This window comes from Methylophilus sp. Leaf414 (assembly GCF_001425425.1).
Classification (GTDB): domain Bacteria; phylum Pseudomonadota; class Gammaproteobacteria; order Burkholderiales; family Methylophilaceae; genus Methylophilus.
The window spans coordinates 511,392-528,892 of record NZ_LMQQ01000002.1; the positions used below are offsets into that span (position 1 = coordinate 511,392).

The following is a 17,501-nucleotide window of genomic DNA, read 5'->3' on the forward strand; positions in this document are numbered from 1 at the left end:
ACGCAGGTTAAATAAATCATGATTACTATCGCGCTCAGTAAAGGGCGAATTTTTGAAGAAACCACACCATTGCTGGCTGCTGCAGGCATACAGTCACTGGAAGATCCGGAATCTTCACGCAAGCTGATCTTGCCAACCAATCGTGAAGACGTGCGATTGATTATCGTCCGCGCCACGGATGTGCCAACCTATGTGCAATATGGTGCGGCTGATATCGGTATTGCCGGTAAGGATGTGCTGGATGAGCATGGCGGTGAAGGCTTGTACCAGCCGCTGGATTTGAATATAGCCAGATGCAAAATGATGGTAGCCGTGCGCGAAGACTTTGATTATGAAGCCAGTATCCGCCAGGGTGCACGCCTGAAAGTGGTCACGAAATATGTCAAAACGGCACGTGAGCATTTTGCCGCCAAAGGCATGCATGTCGACCTGATTAAGTTGTATGGCTCAATGGAGTTGGGTCCTTTGGTAGGTTTGGCGGATGCGATCGTGGATTTAGTCAGCACCGGTGGTACCTTGCGTGCCAACAAGCTAAAGGCGGTGGAGGAGATCGGTGCGATCAGTTCGCGCCTGGTTGTAAATCAGGCTTCTTACAAGGTGAGTCGCCCTTCGTTGCAACCAATTATCGACAGTTTTGCCAGTGCGATCACGAAAGACTAATGTCATTACGACACATTTAAAGATATGAAGATTAAACGTTTATCTACCCAATCTGCTGATTTCCAGAGCGAACTGAAAGCCTTGCTGGCATTTGAAACCGCACAGGACGATAACATCGACCATGTGGTTGCCAATATCCTCAAGGATGTTAAAGCACGCGGTGATGCCGCGGTGCTGGAATACACCAACCGTTTTGATAAAACCAATGCGGATAGCCTGACGCAACTGGAAATCCCGCAGTCCGAATTGCAAGCTGCGCTAGATGGTTTGCCAGCTGAACAGCGTGAAGCATTGCAAACGGCAGCGAACCGCGTGCGTAGCTACCACGAGAAACAAGTCATGCAATCCTGGCAATACACCGAGCCGGATGGCACTTTGCTGGGTCAGCAAGTGACGTCACTGGATCGCGTAGGCTTGTATGTGCCAGGCGGTAAAGCAGCGTATCCATCTTCTGTGCTTATGAATGCCATTCCAGCGAAGGTGGCCGGTGTACAGGAGTTGATTATGGTGGTGCCAACGCCTAACGGTGAGAAAAATCCATTGGTATTGGCGGCCGCAGCCGTATGCGGAGTGACTCGCGTATTTTGTATCGGTGGTGCGCAAGCGGTTGGCGCCCTGGCTTACGGTACAGAGACGGTGCCGCAAGTGGATAAAATTGTCGGCCCGGGAAATGCTTATGTAGCCGCGGCCAAACGCCGCGTATTTGGCGTAGTCGGTATTGATATGGTGGCTGGGCCGTCAGAGATTCTGGTGATCAGTGATGGTAAAAGTAACCCGGACTGGACAGCGATGGATTTGTTCAGCCAAGCCGAGCACGATGAGTTAGCGCAAGCGATTCTGCTTTCCCCAAGTGCTGAATTTTTGGATCAGGTGCAGGCGAGCATAGAGCGGCAAGTCACTGACATGCCACGCCAGGAAATTATCCGCACTTCACTGCAAAACCGCGGTGCATTGATCCAGGTAAAAGATTTGGAAGAGGCTGCCGACATTTGTAACTTCATTGCGCCGGAGCACTTGGAGTTATCAATGGATGACGCACTCGCTTATAGTAAAAAAGTTAAGCATGCTGGTGCCATTTTCATGGGCCGTGATACCTGCGAAGCCCTGGGTGATTATTGTGCCGGGCCAAACCACGTGTTGCCGACTTCACGTACGGCACGCTTCAGTTCACCATTGGGTGTTTATGATTTTCAGAAGCGTTCAAGCCTGATTATGGTTTCTAGCGAAGGCGCGCAAACCCTAGGTAAAGTCGCAGCGACGTTAGCCTATGGCGAAGGCTTGCAAGCGCACGCACGCAGCGCTGAGTACCGTTTGAAATAAGGCTGGCAGATGAGTAAATTGTGGAGCCCGATCGTGCATACCCTGACACCCTATGTGCCAGGTGAGCAACCCAAGATTCAAAACCTGATCAAGCTGAACACCAACGAGAATCCGTACGGGCCGAGCCCCAAGGTGATTGCAGCATTGCAGGCTGAAGCGGCGGATAGTTTGCGCCTGTATCCTGATCCGGATTCCAGCCGTATGAAAGCCGCGATTGCTGAATATCATGGCTTGCAGGTCAATCAAGTATTTGTCGGTAATGGTTCCGATGAAGTATTGGCGCATGTGTTCCAGGCTTTGCTTAAGCACGATTCGCCGTTGCTGTTTCCTGATATCACTTACAGTTTTTATCCGGTGTATTGTGGTTTGTATGGCATTCAGTATGAAACCGTTCCGCTGAACGACCAGTTTGAAATTGATATCGACGATTATTCCCGCCCAAACGGCGGCATTATTTTCCCGAATCCGAATGCGCCAACAGGCATTCCACTGCCCTTGGCTGAGATTGAACGGTTACTGCAAGCCAATAAAGACTCGGTAGTTGTAGTTGATGAAGCTTATGTCGATTTTGGCACTGAATCAGCGGTAGCGTTAATAAAAAGCTATCCCAATTTGTTGGTAACGCATACATATTCAAAATCCCGCTCATTAGCCGGACTTAGAGTGGGGTACGCTGTGGGCGATGCAAATTTGATTGAAGCCTTGATAAGGGTGAAAGATAGTTTTAACTCTTATCCTATCGATAGATTCGCTGAAGCCGGGGCAGTTGCTGCTTTACAAGATGAAGCTTATTTCCAGCAAACACGACAACAGGTAATTGCTTCGCGCGAACAATTAGTCACGCAAATGCAATCACTGGGCTTTGATATCTTGCCATCAGGTGCAAATTTTATCTTTGCACGTCATTCACAACAGCCGGGTGAAGAAATCGCCGCAAAATTGCGCGAACATGCCGTCCTCGTCAGGCATTTCAAAAAACCTGCCAGAATTGCAGACTTTTTGCGAATTACGGTAGGGAATAACATGCAAAATGACGCATTGATACAGGCATTGAAATCATATTTAAGTATCTGATGTCGCTAAAATCAAAGTATCAGCATCAATCTAACCGCTAACATCGCTTAAATGATTCTATCGCGGTACAAAAAAATGTGTCGCAATATTGTCATTTTGTTTGAAATACGGTTATGATGCACGCTATTGTACATAATGTGCAGTGAGGGTTGCGTTTGCATCATTGCTGCGCAAAAGTTCATTGGATTTAAAATAGAGCAAACTCGGAGGAAGAAAAATGGCACAAACCCAGATGGCATTAGACTCATTGGATTTTGACGCAACAATCGCTTTGGCGGCTAAAGTAGCGCCACATGTTGATATCCTGGAAATTGGTACACCTTGTATCAAGCATAACGGTATCGAACTGTTGAAAGCATTGCGTACTAAATTCCCTAACAACAAGATTTTGGTTGACCTGAAAACCATGGATGCTGGCTTCTACGAAGCTGAGCCATTCTACAAAGCAGGTGCTGACATTTGTACCGTTTTGGGTACTGCTGATGCTGGTACGATCAAAGGTGTAATCGATGCTGCTAACAAATATGGCAAAGAAGCACAAATCGACCTGATCAACGTTAAAGACAAAAAAGCCCGCACTTTGGAAGTTGTTAAACTGGGTGCACACATCATTGGCGTGCATACAGGTTTGGATCAACAAGCTGCTGGCCACACTCCATTTGCTGACCTGGGCCTGGTTTCAGGCTTGAAAACAGGTGCTAAAGTATCTGTTGCTGGTGGTGTTAAAGCTGCAACGACTAAACAAGTAGTTGACGCTGGTGCTGACATCGTTGTTGCTGGTGCTGCTATCTATGGTGCCGCTGATCCTGCTGCTGCTGCTTCAGAAATCACTAAGATCGCTCACGGTGCTAGTACTTCTGCAAAAGGTGGTAACAAATTGCTGCCATGGATCATCGCTGCGGTTGCTGCAGTATTGGTATTCTCTTTGTTGGGCAAAAAATCTGAAGAAGCGGCACCTGCTGCTGAAACTCCAGTCACTGAAGAAGCTGCTCCAGCTGCTGAAGCGCCAGTCACTGAAGAAGCTGCTCCAGCTGCAACAACTGAAGAAGCTGCACCTGCAGCAGAAGCTCCAGCTGCAACTAACTAATCTCCTTACTATCTCCGGATAGTAATCAGACTAAAAAAGCAGTCCGCAAGGACTGCTTTTTTGTTTTTACACCACAGATTTTGCCAGGCCGTTAAGACTTGCTGTAAAATGCCTGTATTATTTGCTAAATCCCTGTGATTACCTTTTCCCACTATGTCACGCCAAGCTGAAGTTACGCGCAATACTCTCGAAACCCAAATTACTGTTGCGATCAACCTGGACGGTACAGGTCAGTCGGATTTAAAAAGTGGATTGGGCTTTCTGGACCACATGCTTGATCAAATTGCCCGTCATGGCATGATCGACTTGAAAGTTCACGCCAAAGGTGATTTGCATATTGACGGCCACCACACTGTGGAAGATATCGGTATCACACTTGGTCAGGCTTTTTCAAAGGCGCTAGGTGATAAAAAAGGGATTACGCGCTATGGTCATAGCTATGTGCCATTGGATGAAGCATTGAGCCGCGTAGTGCTGGATTTATCCGGCCGTCCGGGACTGGAGTTTGACTGCAAGTTTGTGCGCGCCATGATAGGTGAGTTCGATGCCGACCTGTTCTACGAGTTTTTTCAGGGGTTCGTCAATCACTCACTGATCACCCTGCACATTGATAACCTTAAAGGTCACAATGCGCACCACCAGGCCGAAACCATTTTCAAGGCATTTGGCCGTGCATTGCGCATGGCAATCACGCCTGATCTGCGCATGGCCGGTATGATGCCATCCACCAAAGGCTCGTTATAAAATCGCTTCTTACAAAGACGCTCGTTTAAAGTTACTCGTTAAAAAGTTGATAGTCAAACCATGAATCGTTTGCAAGTGGCCGTTGTTGATTACGGCATGGGTAATTTAAGATCCGTGGCGAATGCCTTAAAAGCAGTGGCGCCAGAGGTGAGTATAGAGATCACCAGTGACCCGGAATTAATTGCTGCAGCTGAGCGTGTAGTGTTTCCCGGGCAAGGTGCGATGCCTGACTGTATACGTGAACTGGATATGCGTGGTTTACGCCAGGCAGTGGTTGAAGCTACCCGTGAAAAGCCATTTTTTGGTATTTGTATCGGTTTGCAAATGCTGTTTGAGCATTCTGAAGAAGGCGACGTGCCTGGTCTGGGTATTTATCCAGGCGAAGTGAAACGTTTCCCTGCCGATAAAATGGTGGATATCCAGGGTGCCAAATTAAAAGTGCCGCACATGGGTTGGAGCCAGGTGCACCAAGCCGACGAGCATGCCATGTGGCAAGATATTCCTGACCAGGCGCGCTTTTATTATGTGCATAGTTATTATGTAGACCCTGCCGAAGCGGCGCTAACCGCAGCGACAACGGCTTATCCGTTTGACTATACATGTGCCATTGCACGCGACAATGTGTTTGCCGTGCAATTCCACCCGGAAAAGAGTGCAGAATCAGGCTTGCAACTTTTACGTAATTTTGTAAACTGGAAACCATAAGTGCGTTTCCCTAAATTTTGTCCAAACCCGTTACATATCTACATTAAAACAGCATGTTAATTATCCCGGCAATTGATTTAAAAGATGGTCACTGCGTACGTTTGAAGCAGGGGCTGATGGAAGAGTCCACCATATTTTCTGAAGACCCTGCGGCGATGGCCAGGCATTGGGTAGACCAGGGCGGCAAACGCTTGCACCTGGTTGATTTGAATGGCGCATTTGCTGGTAAACCGATTAATGAAAATGCGATTAAATCTATAGTGGCTGCAGTGGGAGGGGATATTCCTATCCAGCTTGGCGGTGGTATTCGTGATCTGGATACGATAGAGCGTTATCTGGATGACGGCATCAGTTACATCATTATTGGAACCGCTGCCGTCAAGAATCCGGGTTTCCTGCATGAAGCGTGTTATGCATTTCCTGGACAGATCATGGTTGGCCTCGATGCTAAAGACGGTAAAGTTGCAGTAGATGGTTGGTCAAAATTGACTGGTCACGATGTGATTGACCTGGCAAAGAAATTTGAAGATTACGGTGTGGAAAGCATCGTCTACACTGATATTGGCCGGGACGGCATGCTCAATGGCGTGAATATTGAAGCGACTGTCGCTTTAGCGCAAGCCTTGACCATTCCAGTGATTGCCAGTGGTGGTGTTACCAATCTTGATGATGTGCGCAAATTATGCGCGGTGCAGGCTGAAGGTATTATCGGGACGATTACCGGTCGTGCAATTTATGAAGGCACTTTGGATTTCTCAGCAGCCCAGACCCTGGCCGATGAGCTTAGCGCGTAATGGGATGTGCTAAACGCATCATTCCCTGCCTGGATGTCACCAATGGCCGTGTGGTTAAAGGTGTTAACTTTCTTGAGCTGCGCGATGCCGGAGACCCGGTAGAAATTGCCCAGCGCTACAACGAGCAGGGGGCAGATGAACTGACCTTTCTCGATATCACCGCCAGTTCTGATGACCGCGACCTGATTCTGCATATTATCGAGCGTGTGGCAGAAAAAGTATTTATTCCGCTCACTGTCGGTGGTGGTGTGCGCAAAGTCGAAGACGTCAGGCGTTTATTGAATGCCGGTGCGGACAAAGTCAGTATCAATACAACTGCAGTGCTGAATCCCCAAGTGGTTGAAGATGCTGCGAGCCGTTATGGGTCACAATGTATCGTCGTTGCCATCGATGCCAAAAAAGTGGATAACAAACCATTTGAGTGGGAAGTGTTTACCCACGGTGGCCGTAATCCTACCGGATTAGATGCTGTTGAATGGGCTCGCAAGATGGTCAGCCTGGGTGCAGGCGAATTATTGGTCACCAGCATGGACCGCGATGGTACCAAGATCGGTTTTAATAATCCACTTAACAAAGCGATTAGTGATGCAGTAGCAGTGCCATTAATTGCATCCGGTGGTGTGGGTAACCTTCAGCATTTGGTGGATGGTGTGACACTGGGCGGTGCGGATGCGGTACTGGCCGCCAGCATTTTTCACTATGGTGAATACACGGTGCAGCAAGCGAAAGACTATATGCGTCAACATGGGTTGGAAGTACGATGAACTGGCTTGATCAAGTGGCCTGGACTGACGATGGTCTTGTGCCCGTGATTGCACAGGAACAGTCTTCAGGCAAGATCCTGATGTTTGCCTGGATGAACCGCGAAGCTTTACAGCTGACGCGCGAGACTGGTCATGCCGTATATTTCTCGCGTTCGCGCAACAAACTCTGGCACAAAGGTGAAGAGTCCGGGCATACGCAAATCGTGCACGATATCCGCCTTGACTGCGACAATGACGTGGTTTTGCTCAAGGTTGAACAACAGGGTGGTATCGCCTGTCATACAGGAAGACACAATTGCTTTTTCCAACAGTTGCAAGGCGATGATTGGGTGACGGTTGAGCCTGTCATTAAAGACCCGAAAGCGATTTATCATGAGTGATGTACTTGATAGGCTGTCTGAATTAATGGAGCAGCGCAAATCTGCTGATCCTGCATCTTCATATGTGGCCAGACTGTATGCAAAAGGCATGGACAGTATCCTAAAGAAAATTGGTGAGGAAGCGACTGAAACTGTGATTGCTGCTAAAGGTGGCAATGCTGATGAAATCGTTTATGAAACCGCAGATTTGTGGTTCCATACATTGGTGATGTTGAGCCATGTCGGTTTGAGCGCGCAAGATGTACTGAATGAACTGGCACGTCGCGAAGGTTTGTCGGGTATTGCGGAGAAAGCGAACAGGTCAGAATGAGTGCAGACTGTATTTTTTGCAAGATCGTGGCTGGTAACATTCCTTCAAAAACCATTTATGAGGACGGTAATGTCATTGCGTTTCATGACATCCGTCCCATGGCTAAAACGCATTTTTTGATTGTGCCGAAAAAGCATATCGAAACATTGAAAGACTGTACTGTTGAAGATCAGGATTTGCTGGGCGGAATGATGTTGCTGGCGCCAAAACTGGCGGCGGATCAAGGCCTGGTAGGATACAAAACGTTGATGAATGTGGGCCGTGAAGGTGGGCAGGAAGTGTTCCATATTCATTTGCATGTCTATGGTGGCGGTGCAGCGGCGTAAGCGCTACCTGGTTAGAGGAGATTGTGATGGGAAGCTTTAGTTTATGGCATTGGTTGATCGTGTTGCTGATTGTGGTACTGGTATTTGGTACCAAGAAACTGCGCAATATTGGTAGTGATGTAGGTGGCGCGGTGAATGAGTTCAAAAAAGCCGTGAATGACGGTAAAGGCGAATCCAAGCCCGACGAGTTGTCTGACAGAAATAAATAACGACAGCGATTCATTGTGTTTGATATTTCTTTTTCCGAAATGGTGGTGATTGCTATTGTCGCATTGATAGTGATCGGGCCGGAAAAACTGCCAAAAGTCGCCCGCACTGCGGGCGCTTTTTTTGGGCGCTTGCAGCGCTTTGTGACGCAAGTTAAAGACGAAGTGAATCGTGAATCGCGCTTTGCAGAATTGCAGAAATTGCAGGAGGAAGTGCAGTCCAGCCTGCAGCAAAATTATGCCGATATTGAGCAAAGTATTCTGCCGCCAACATCACAAGTGAACGAGCCAGCCTCAGTGCAGGGCGTAAAAAAGCCGCGCAAACCCCGTCAGGCTAAAGTAAAAGATTTAACATCAGAACAAGCTGTCATCAAACCACCTCGGCGTTCTAAAGCGGCAGATGAGCTTAATCAGTCAGCCACTGTGGAAGGTGCTACTTCAGAAGGTAGTGCTACTCCAGAAAGTTTGGCACCTGGTAGTGCAGGTGTTCCTCGTCCACGCAAAACAAAGCCGAAAGCCACTGCTGATACTGCCGATATGTTTACCGATGAACATAAATCTTAAGTAATTGTTCATTCATGACGCCTACAGAAAACTTTATCTCCCACCTGATTGAATTGCGCAACCGTCTGTTGCGTGCCGTGATCGGTTTGCTGCTTATATTTGTCGGCCTGTTTCCGTTTGCCGATAAGTTATATAGCCTATTGGCCGCGCCACTTCTGGCTAAATTGCCACAGGGGGCGCAAATGATTGCCACGGCTGTCACTACCCCATTCTTTGTGCCAATGAAAGTGACCATGCTGGCGGCGTTCCTGGTTGCTTTGCCTTGGATTCTTTACCAGTGCTGGGCATTCGTGGCACCAGGTTTATATGCGCACGAAAAGCGCATGATGCTGCCTTTGCTGGTTGCATCGCTGTTCCTGTTTTTTATTGGGATGGCATTCGCCTATTTCGCGGTTTTCCCAGTGGTATTCGGATTTTTAATCGGCAGTGCACCACAAGGCGTGGCGGTGATGACCGATATTGCGGAGTACCTGGATTTTGTCATCGGCCTATTTATGGCTTTTGGTTTTGCATTTGAAGTGCCGGTCGCTGTTGTGCTGATGGCATTGATGGGTTGGGTTACACTGGAGCAACTGAAAGAGGCGCGCAGCTATGTGGTTGTCGGTGCATTTGTGGTGGGAGCGATCTTTACACCACCGGATATTGTGTCCCAGTTTATGCTCGCCATTCCATTATGGATACTATACGAATCTGGATTGCTGGTAGTACGCTGGTTGCCACCGAGAACCAGCGATCCAACTTCTGTGTAAGTTATTTCGGTATCTTATTCGGCAGTGGGCGCTTACCCACGACAAGGTCTATATCCATTTTTTTACCCGTACGCAGAATAGATAAAGTCGCTTTCTCGCGTGGTTTGAGCATAGCGATAATATTCAACATCGACTGACTATCGGTCACCGGTTTTTTATCGATGGCTGTGAGAATATCGCCAGGACGTAAGCCGGCTTTATCCGCTGGGCTATCAAGCAACACACCCGCAATCAGCGAGCCATCAATATTTTTTAAATTAAACGATTCGGCAAGCTCAGGTGTAATGTCCTGCGCCTCAATGCCTATCCAGCCTCGTGTCACCGATCCACTGGAAGTAATTTGTTCCATGACTTGCTGGGCGATGCTGACCGGAATCGCAAAGCCTATACCCATGCTGCCGCCATTGCGCGAATAAATGGCACTGTTGATGCCGATCAGGTTGCCGTTGATATCAATCAAGGCGCCGCCGGAGTTGCCAGGATTGATAGAAGCATCCGTCTGGATAAAATTCTCAAACGTATTAATGCCTAGATGGTTGCGGCCAAGTGCACTGATAATCCCTTGGGTGACCGTTTGACCAACGCCGAAAGGATTGCCTATCGCCAGCACCACATCGCCAACCTTCATTTGCTCGCTATTGCTGAATGTAATCGCAGGTAAATTCTTGCGGTCGATTTTAAGCACGGCGACATCAGTTTCAGGGTCTGTACCAACCACTGTGGCTGAAGACTTGCTGCCATCACTTAAGGCCACTTCGATCTGGTCCGCCGAACTGATCACATGATTATTAGTCAGAATCAGCCCATCAGCACTCACAATCACGCCACTACCTAAACTGTTTTCAGGCTGTTCATCTTCTTCTTCCATTTCTTCCCCGAAAAAATGGCGGAACAAGGGATCATTTTTTAGAGCGCGGTGCGGATCCTGGCTGATATGTGCAGTGGTGAAGATATTGACCACAGAAGGTGTCGCTTTGCTTACTGCGCTGCGATAGCCTGCTTTTGCGATGGCTGCGGTTTGAATGCCGGAGTTGGATTCTTTAATGATGACCTTCTGATTGCTCGGCTGCATCAGCAGGTTAGGATAAAATAATTTCATCACAAACAGAATACCGAGGCAGACGGTGACTGCTTGTGAGAAGATAGTCCAGAGTTGTCGCATGGCGGCCAGAAAAAGGTTGTCTTAATAGTTGATTAGTATATGAGAGTCAGAGATGGAATTGAATCGTCTTGTTAGTGAATTAGCTAATTTTTTGCAAGTTGTCAGATTTCAGGACTATTGCCCGAATGGATTGCAGGTGGAAGGGCGGCCAGAAGTGCGGCGCATCGTCACCGGCGTCACTGCCAGCCAAGCATTGATTGATGCTGCGATTGAAGCGGACGCAGATGCAATCCTGGTGCATCATGGTTATTTCTGGCGCGGCGAGCCTGCTGAAATCACCGGAATGAAGCGAAACCGTCTCAAGCAGTTATTGACTCACGACATCAGCTTGCTCGCTTACCATTTGCCTTTGGATGCGCACACCGATGTTGGCAACAATGTGCAGCTGGGTAAAGTGCTGGGCTGGCCGATAGTGCGCTACCTTGATGATAAAAACATGCTGCCGATGACAGTATTACCTGATGATATTTCGCTGCAACAACTAAGCAATCATGTCAGCAAGCAGTTAAACCGCCAGGCGCAACTCCTGGGCGAGCCTGGCCGGCAAGTGCGCACAGTTGCCTGGTGCACTGGCGCAGCGCAATCGTATATTCAGCAAGCAGTGACTGCCAATATTGATGTGTTCCTCAGTGGTGAAGTTTCCGAGCCTACCTGGCACACTGTGCAGGAAACCGGCACCGCGTATATTGCAGCCGGACACCATGCCACAGAACGCTACGGAATTCAGGCATTAGGGCAATGGTTGGCAGAAAATTACGCAATTGAGCACATTTTCGTCGAAGTGGAAAACCCTATTTAATTTATTAATATCAATCACTTATTGAATTAAATTTGGCTTGTGTATGCGGAAAATGTATAATCGCGACTCAAGTTTTGATCACACTGTTACCTCACAAGGGTAGATTAAGGAAGCCAATGTCAGAAAACAAAATTGACAGCAACTGTTTGTCGTTTTGCGCGCCATCTGAGGTGGATTTGCAAAAACGCGACTTTTTGGTGAAAGCAACTGCTGCCACCGGTGCTGTCGGTGTCGCTGCTGTGGCGGTGCCATTTGTCGGCAGTATGTTGCCTAGTGAGCGTGCCAAAGCCGCTGGTGCACCAGTTGAAGTAGATATCAGCAAGCTGAAACCAGGCGAAAAAATGACGGCCGAATGGCGCGGTCAGCCGGTGTGGATTGTGCGCCGCTCGCCTGAAATGATGGCCATATTGGACAAGCATGATGGGGATTTGTCTGATCCTAATATGGAAGTGCCGCAGCAACCTGAATATTGTAAAAACAAGGCGCGCGCGATTAAACCAGAGTTTGCGGTGATGTTGGGTACATGTACGCATCTGGGTTGTTCGCCTAATGACAATTTTGCGCAAACAGCAGACTGGCCGGGTGGTTTTGTATGTCCATGCCACGGGTCCAAGTTTGACCTGACTGGCCGGGTATTCAAAGGCTCGCCAGCACCAACCAATCTGGTTGTTCCGCCACACCAATATCTGACAGAAACCACCATTTTGATTGGTGATGACAAAAAGGCGGAGGCTTAAATATCATGGCAACTAATAAAAATACAATTGCCGCTGGTTTGCTGGACTGGGTTGATGCCAGATTCCCACTGACCAGTACTATCAAAGGACACCTTACCGAGTATTACGCACCGAAAAATTTCAACTTCTGGTATTTCTTCGGTTCATTGGCCTTATTAGTATTGGTGCTGCAAATCGTCACCGGTATTTTCCTGACCATGAACTACAAACCGGATGCTGAATTAGCATTTGCTTCGGTTGAATACATCATGCGGGACGTATTTGGCGGAAACATTATTCGTTACATGCACTCGACTGGCGCCTCCATGTTTTTTGTGGTGGTTTACCTGCATATGTTCCGTGGCATTATCTATGGTTCATACAGGACGCCACGAGAACTGATCTGGCTGTTTGGTGTAGGTATTTTCCTGGTGTTGATGGGTGAGGCGTTCTTCGGCTACCTGCTGCCATGGGGTCAAATGTCCTATTGGGGCGCGCAGGTGATTGTGAACCTGTTCTCTACCGTGCCGTTTATCGGTCCGGATTTATCAGAATGGTTGCGTGGTGACTACCTGGTGTCAGATGCGACATTGAACCGCTTCTTTGCATTCCACGTAATTGCGCTGCCATTGGTGCTGTTGGGTCTGGTAGCAGTGCATATTGTGGCATTGCATGAAGTCGGTTCCAACAACCCTGACGGCGTGGAGATCAAAAAGCATAAAGACAAGGAAACCGGTATTCCACTGGATGGTATTCCTTTCCATCCATACTACTCAGTGAAAGATCTGGTGGGTGTGGTGGTGTTCCTGATGGTGTTCTTCGCTATCGTGTTTTTTATGCCGGAAATGGGTGGTTACTTCCTCGAGGCCAATAACTTTATTCCTGCTGATCCGCTGAAAACACCGGCACACATTGCACCGGTCTGGTACTTCACACCTTATTACTCCATCTTGCGTGCGGTGCCGCCTATCGGTATTTCACAATTCCCTGGGGTAGTGGCGATGGGCTTGTCAGTTGTTGCATTTGCTTTCTTGCCCTGGTTGGACAGAAGTCCGGTGAAGTCGATTCGCTACCGTGGCGCATTGTACAAGCGCTGGTTGACTGCTTTCGTCATTAGCTTCGTCATTCTGGGTTATCTGGGAACGGTTCCTGGCGATGTCTGGGGTCAATTCGGGCCATGGCTGGGACGCGCAGATCGTGCGACCGTGGTTGCCCGTATTTGTATGGTGATTTACTTTGCATATTTTGTATTAATGCCCTGGTACACCAAAAAAGACAAAACCAAACCAGTGCCGGAAAGGGTGACATACAAATGATGAAGAAATTATTTATTCAGGCATTTGCCAGTGTGGCATTGCTGGTTTCAGGCGTTGCCTTAGCGAATGAGGTGCATATTGATGTAACGGCACCGATTAACATGAGTGATAAAGCTTCTTTGCAGCGCGGGGCCAAGATTTTTGTGAACTACTGCCTCAACTGCCATAGTGCCAATTACATGCGTTACAACCGTTTGCAGGACATTGGCCTGACCGACAAGCAGATCAAGGATAACTTGCTGTTTGCCGGTGAGAAGGTTGGCGAGACCATGCGTGTCAGCATGAACCCGAAAGATGCCAAAAAATGGTTTGGTGCTGCACCACCGGATTTAAGCGTGGAAGTGCGTGCACGTGGTGCTGACTGGGTGTATGCCTACCTGCGTAGTTTCTACAAGGATGACAGCCGTCCAACCGGCTGGAATAACCTGGTGTTTGATAAAGTGGCAATGCCACACGTGTTGTATGAGTTGCAGGGTGTGCAAGTGCTGGATCATGAAACACATACACTGAAACTGGAAAAAGCCGGTAAATTGAGTCCTGAAGAATACGACCAGTTTGCAGGTGATTTAACCAACTTTATGGCATTTATGGCTGAGCCTGCTAAACAATCACGTCTGTGGCTTGGTGTAGCGGTGCTGCTGTTCTTGTCTGTACTGTTAGTCTTGGTGAAGAAAATCAAAGCTGAATACTGGAAAGACATACGGTAAGCAGCAACCAAGTCCGACACCAGGGCCTTGGCCTTGGTGTCTTTTTTTATAGGGAAAAATGATTATGATGAGATTGTATTCGGGCACTGTCGATCCTTACAGCCACCGTTGCCGTATCGTGCTGTTTGAAAAGGGTATGGACTTTGAAGTCATTGATGTTGACCTCACCAACAAAACTGAAGACCTCGCCATTCTGAATCCTTACGGCGAAGTGCCGGTGCTGGTAGAGCGTGACCTGGTATTGTCAGAAGCCAATATTATTAATGAGTACATAGACGAGCGCTTTCCGCATCCGCAACTGATGCCGGCTGACCCGGTTATGCGCGCCCGTGCACGTTTGTATCTTTATAACTTTGAAAAAGATCTGTTTAGCCACATTAAAGATATCGAATCTGGCGAAGATGAAAGAGTTGAGCGCGCACGCAAAGTGATACGCGATAATCTGACACAGCTGGTGCCGATTTTCAGCAAGCAAAACTACTTAATGGGTGATGAATACTCCATGCTGGATGTCGCCATTACACCATTGTTATGGCGCTTGGGTCATTACGGCATTGAATTGCCTAACCAGGCTGCACCATTGCTGAAATATGCAGAGCGTTTGTTCTCCCGCCCTATGTATGCCGAAGCAATGACCCCTTCTGAAAAGGCCATGCGCAAGTAATTTTTAGTTCGCATATACACAGCGCGGTGATATTTTCCCGCGCTGTTTTTCCAAGGAAAAGTCAGTATGAGCACATTGATTCCAACCACTGCCTATTTAATACGCGCGATACATGAATGGTGTGTCGATAATGCATTGACGCCACATCTGTTGGTAAAGGTGGACGCGCATACGCGTGTGCCAATGGCGTTTGTGAAAAATGGTGAAATCGTACTGAATATTAACTACACCGCAGTGAAAGATCTGCATATTGATAATGATGCAGTGGTGTTTTCAGCGCGTTTCAGTGGTGTCGCCCAGCATATTTATGTGCCAATTGGGCGTGTAGCAGGTGTATTTGCCCGGGAAAACAGCCAAGGCATGTTCTTTGAAGTTGCAGATGGCAATGCGCCTGAGCCATCAAGAAGCGCAGAACTGCCCAAGCCTGAAACATCCGAGCCTGGTACTGCAAAAAAATCCCACCTTAAAGTCGTCAAGTAAGTTTGCGTATTTGTAAAAACCCTGCCATCACAATAATGGCACATTGATGATGCACAATCTTTTTGGCCGAGAATAAAAAATTTCTCAAAGCACTAGATAAAACTAATAAAAAAGTGCTATAGTTGCGCCTTTCCGAAATGCCGGGTTAGCTCAGTTGGTAGAGCAGCGCACTTGTAATGCGAAGGTCATCAGTTCGATTCCGATACCCGGCACCATAGATTTAAATACAGTTAGCATTGACGCTGATTGAATTAGCCGCGATAATCGCGGTCGATTTTGGAGGGGTGGCCGAGTGGTTAAAGGCGACGGACTGTAAATCCGTTCTCTCAGAGTACGCTGGTTCGAATCCAGCCCCCTCCACCAAATTACTGTCTGTGGGCTTTGAGTAAAAGCGGGATGGTGAGAGCCTTCCTTGGGTGTTCTGCATATTGCGGGTGTAGCTCAGTTGGTAGAGCACTTGCCTTCCAAGCAAGATGTCGCGAGTTCGAACCTCGTCGCCCGCTCCAACAGCAATGATTGCATGAAGCGCCCATGTGGCTCAGTGGTAGAGCACTCCCTTGGTAAGGGAGAGGTCGCGGGTCCGATTCCCGCCATGGGCACCAGTTTTGCTCTATGAAGACATAGGCTTCGTAACATAGGGCTTAATAGCATCTGTGGTTAAGTAGTGGCGTTTCAGGATGGTGTCATCCGCGTCGCGTAATTTGTGAATAACACAATTATTTATTGGCATTTCAGTATCAATAAAGGAAAACATCATGGCAAAAGGCAAATTCGAACGTACCAAGCCACACGTGAACGTTGGTACGATTGGTCACGTTGACCACGGTAAGACAACATTGACANAAAGGAAAACATCATGGCAAAAGGCAAATTCGAACGTACCAAGCCACACGTGAACGTTGGTACGATTGGTCACGTTGACCACGGTAAGACAACATTGACAGCGGCTATCACCACTGTATTGACTAAGAAATTTGGTGGTGAAGCGAAGGCTTACGATCAGATTGACGCGGCGCCAGAAGAAAAAGCACGTGGTATTACCATTAACACAGCGCACGTTGAGTACGAGACGGCTAACCGTCACTACGCCCACGTTGACTGTCCAGGTCACGCCGACTATGTRAAAAACATGATTACCGGTGCTGCCCAGATGGACGGCGCAATCCTGGTATGTTCAGCTGCTGACGGCCCGATGCCACAAACACGTGAGCACATCCTGTTGGCACGCCAGGTTGGTGTTCCATACATCATCGTGTTCCTGAACAAAGCAGACATGGTTGATGATGCTGAGTTGTTAGAGCTGGTTGAAATGGAAGTGCGTGAATTGCTAAGCAAATACGACTTCCCAGGTGATGACACACCAATCATCCACGGTTCAGCTAAACTGGCTTTGGAAGGTGACCAATCAGAGATCGGCGAACCAGCCATCTTCAGACTGGCTGAAGCTTTAGACAGCTACATCCCAATGCCAGAGCGTGCCATCGACGGTACCTTCCTGATGCCAGTAGAAGATGTATTCTCTATCTCAGGCCGTGGTACTGTAGTAACCGGCCGTATCGAGCGTGGTATTGTTAAAGTCGGTGACGAAATCGAAATCGTTGGTATCAAACCAACTGTTAAGACTACATGTACCGGTGTTGAGATGTTCCGTAAACTGCTGGATCAAGGTCAGGCAGGCGACAACGTAGGTGTATTGCTGCGTGGTACAAAACGTGAAGATATCGAACGTGGTCAAGTATTGTCAAAATCAGGTTCAATCAAGCCACACACTAAATTCACAGCAGAGATCTACGTGTTGGGTAAAGATGAAGGYGGTCGTCATACACCATTCTTCAACGGCTACCGTCCACAGTTCTACTTCCGTACGACTGACGTGACTGGTGCAGTTGAATTGCCAGCAGGTACCGAAATGGTGATGCCAGGTGATAACGTTTCTATCTCGGTAGCGCTGATTGCGCCAATCGCGATGGAAGA

The 17,501-nt window shown here is 48.1% G+C and carries 23 protein-coding genes and 4 tRNA genes; 26 read left to right on the top strand and 1 reads right to left on the bottom strand.

Going from position 1 to position 17,501, the window contains the following annotated elements; translation table 11 throughout:
- The first annotated feature begins 18 nt into the window (after positions 1 to 18).
- The 14 genes from hisG to tatC all read left to right on the top strand — a co-directional run bounded on the left by hisG (position 19) and on the right by tatC (position 9,683).
- Positions 19 to 660 (top strand): ATP phosphoribosyltransferase, encoded by a 642-nt coding sequence (gene hisG, locus ASG24_RS06735; RefSeq protein ID WP_055868978.1) that lies wholly within the window; start codon positions 19 to 21, stop codon positions 658 to 660.
- Between the two features lie 24 nt (positions 661 to 684).
- Positions 685 to 1,980: a histidinol dehydrogenase gene (gene hisD / locus ASG24_RS06740; RefSeq protein WP_055868979.1), complete on the top strand. Its 1,296-nt coding sequence runs from the start codon at positions 685 to 687 to the stop codon at positions 1,978 to 1,980.
- A gap of 9 nt (positions 1,981 to 1,989) precedes the next feature.
- Complete coding sequence (hisC, locus tag ASG24_RS06745; protein WP_055868980.1) at positions 1,990 to 3,054, top strand: histidinol-phosphate transaminase; 1,065 nt, start codon at positions 1,990 to 1,992, stop codon at positions 3,052 to 3,054.
- Between the two features lie 217 nt (positions 3,055 to 3,271).
- The gene (gene hxlA, locus ASG24_RS06750; protein WP_055868981.1) at positions 3,272 to 4,141 is read left to right on the top strand and encodes a 3-hexulose-6-phosphate synthase; all 870 of its coding nucleotides are present in this window, start codon (positions 3,272 to 3,274) and stop codon (positions 4,139 to 4,141) included.
- A 153-nt stretch (positions 4,142 to 4,294) separates the two neighbouring features.
- Positions 4,295 to 4,885: an imidazoleglycerol-phosphate dehydratase HisB gene (hisB, locus tag ASG24_RS06755; RefSeq protein WP_055830074.1), complete on the top strand. Its 591-nt coding sequence runs from the start codon at positions 4,295 to 4,297 to the stop codon at positions 4,883 to 4,885.
- 60 nt (positions 4,886 to 4,945) lie between these two features.
- The gene (hisH, locus tag ASG24_RS06760) at positions 4,946 to 5,590 is read left to right on the top strand and encodes an imidazole glycerol phosphate synthase subunit HisH (protein WP_055868982.1); all 645 of its coding nucleotides are present in this window, start codon (positions 4,946 to 4,948) and stop codon (positions 5,588 to 5,590) included.
- 53 nt (positions 5,591 to 5,643) lie between these two features.
- Entirely contained in the window at positions 5,644 to 6,384 is a 741-nt protein-coding gene (gene hisA, locus ASG24_RS06765; protein WP_055830071.1) for a 1-(5-phosphoribosyl)-5-[(5-phosphoribosylamino)methylideneamino]imidazole-4-carboxamide isomerase, read from the top strand.
- Complete coding sequence (gene hisF, locus ASG24_RS06770; RefSeq protein ID WP_055868983.1) at positions 6,384 to 7,148, top strand: imidazole glycerol phosphate synthase subunit HisF; 765 nt, start codon at positions 6,384 to 6,386, stop codon at positions 7,146 to 7,148. The genes hisA and hisF overlap by 1 nt, the downstream gene beginning before the upstream one ends.
- Complete coding sequence (gene hisI, locus ASG24_RS06775; RefSeq protein ID WP_055868984.1) at positions 7,145 to 7,528, top strand: phosphoribosyl-AMP cyclohydrolase; 384 nt, start codon at positions 7,145 to 7,147, stop codon at positions 7,526 to 7,528. The genes hisF and hisI overlap by 4 nt, the downstream gene beginning before the upstream one ends.
- Entirely contained in the window at positions 7,521 to 7,838 is a 318-nt protein-coding gene (locus ASG24_RS06780; protein ID WP_055868985.1) for a phosphoribosyl-ATP diphosphatase, read from the top strand. The genes hisI and ASG24_RS06780 overlap by 8 nt, the downstream gene beginning before the upstream one ends.
- A complete protein-coding gene (locus ASG24_RS06785; RefSeq protein WP_055868986.1) occupies positions 7,835 to 8,164 on the top strand; it encodes a histidine triad nucleotide-binding protein in 330 nt (109 codons plus the stop codon). The genes ASG24_RS06780 and ASG24_RS06785 overlap by 4 nt, the downstream gene beginning before the upstream one ends.
- A 26-nt stretch (positions 8,165 to 8,190) precedes the next feature.
- Positions 8,191 to 8,373, top strand: coding sequence for a Sec-independent protein translocase subunit TatA (tatA, locus tag ASG24_RS06790; protein ID WP_055830061.1), 183 nt, complete (start codon positions 8,191 to 8,193; stop codon positions 8,371 to 8,373).
- 15 nt (positions 8,374 to 8,388) lie between these two features.
- Positions 8,389 to 8,934: a Sec-independent protein translocase protein TatB gene (tatB, locus tag ASG24_RS06795; RefSeq protein ID WP_055868987.1), complete on the top strand. Its 546-nt coding sequence runs from the start codon at positions 8,389 to 8,391 to the stop codon at positions 8,932 to 8,934.
- A gap of 14 nt (positions 8,935 to 8,948) precedes the next feature.
- Entirely contained in the window at positions 8,949 to 9,683 is a 735-nt protein-coding gene (gene tatC / locus ASG24_RS06800) for a twin-arginine translocase subunit TatC (protein ID WP_055868988.1), read from the top strand.
- A 1-nt stretch (position 9,684) separates the two neighbouring features.
- On the opposite strand, the gene ASG24_RS06805 is transcribed toward tatC, so the two are convergent.
- Positions 9,685 to 10,845 carry a S1C family serine protease gene (locus ASG24_RS06805; protein ID WP_055830057.1) on the bottom strand — a complete coding sequence of 387 codons (1,161 nt, stop codon included), beginning with the start codon at positions 10,843 to 10,845 and terminating at the stop codon, positions 9,685 to 9,687.
- A 52-nt stretch (positions 10,846 to 10,897) separates the two neighbouring features.
- On the opposite strand from ASG24_RS06805, the gene ASG24_RS06810 reads away from it, so the two are divergent.
- The 12 genes from ASG24_RS06810 to tuf all read left to right on the top strand — a co-directional run.
- Positions 10,898 to 11,644 (top strand): Nif3-like dinuclear metal center hexameric protein, encoded by a 747-nt coding sequence (locus ASG24_RS06810; protein ID WP_055868989.1) that lies wholly within the window; start codon positions 10,898 to 10,900, stop codon positions 11,642 to 11,644.
- Positions 11,645 to 11,760: 116 nt separating this feature from the next.
- Positions 11,761 to 12,381 carry a ubiquinol-cytochrome c reductase iron-sulfur subunit gene (gene petA, locus ASG24_RS06815; protein ID WP_055830053.1) on the top strand — a complete coding sequence of 207 codons (621 nt, stop codon included), beginning with the start codon at positions 11,761 to 11,763 and terminating at the stop codon, positions 12,379 to 12,381.
- Between the two features lie 5 nt (positions 12,382 to 12,386).
- On the top strand, positions 12,387 to 13,676 hold the full coding sequence (locus ASG24_RS06820; RefSeq protein WP_055830051.1) for a cytochrome bc complex cytochrome b subunit: 1,290 nt from the start codon (positions 12,387 to 12,389) through the stop codon (positions 13,674 to 13,676).
- Positions 13,673 to 14,383, top strand: a complete 711-nt coding sequence (locus ASG24_RS06825; protein ID WP_200936977.1) for a cytochrome c1 — start codon at positions 13,673 to 13,675, stop codon at positions 14,381 to 14,383. Before ASG24_RS06820 ends, ASG24_RS06825 begins: the two co-directional genes overlap by 4 nt.
- A 64-nt stretch (positions 14,384 to 14,447) precedes the next feature.
- On the top strand, positions 14,448 to 15,047 hold the full coding sequence (locus tag ASG24_RS06830; protein ID WP_055869435.1) for a glutathione S-transferase N-terminal domain-containing protein: 600 nt from the start codon (positions 14,448 to 14,450) through the stop codon (positions 15,045 to 15,047).
- A 66-nt stretch (positions 15,048 to 15,113) separates the two neighbouring features.
- Entirely contained in the window at positions 15,114 to 15,527 is a 414-nt protein-coding gene (locus ASG24_RS06835; RefSeq protein ID WP_055868990.1) for a ClpXP protease specificity-enhancing factor, read from the top strand.
- Positions 15,528 to 15,666: 139 nt separating this feature from the next.
- A tRNA-Thr gene (locus ASG24_RS06840) sits at positions 15,667 to 15,742 on the top strand.
- 63 nt (positions 15,743 to 15,805) lie between these two features.
- Positions 15,806 to 15,890, top strand: a tRNA-Tyr gene (locus ASG24_RS06845).
- A gap of 67 nt (positions 15,891 to 15,957) precedes the next feature.
- Positions 15,958 to 16,033, top strand: a tRNA-Gly gene (locus ASG24_RS06850).
- Positions 16,034 to 16,054: 21 nt separating this feature from the next.
- Positions 16,055 to 16,129, top strand: a tRNA-Thr gene (locus ASG24_RS06855).
- 153 nt (positions 16,130 to 16,282) lie between these two features.
- Positions 16,283 to 16,369, top strand: an 87-nt coding sequence (locus tag ASG24_RS14940) for a GTP-binding protein (RefSeq protein ID WP_033473206.1), incomplete at its 3' end; no start/stop codon positions are given.
- Positions 16,370 to 16,383: 14 nt separating this feature from the next.
- Positions 16,384 to 17,501: elongation factor Tu (tuf, locus tag ASG24_RS06860; protein ID WP_055868991.1), on the top strand; the 1,118-nt coding region annotated here is incomplete at its 3' end.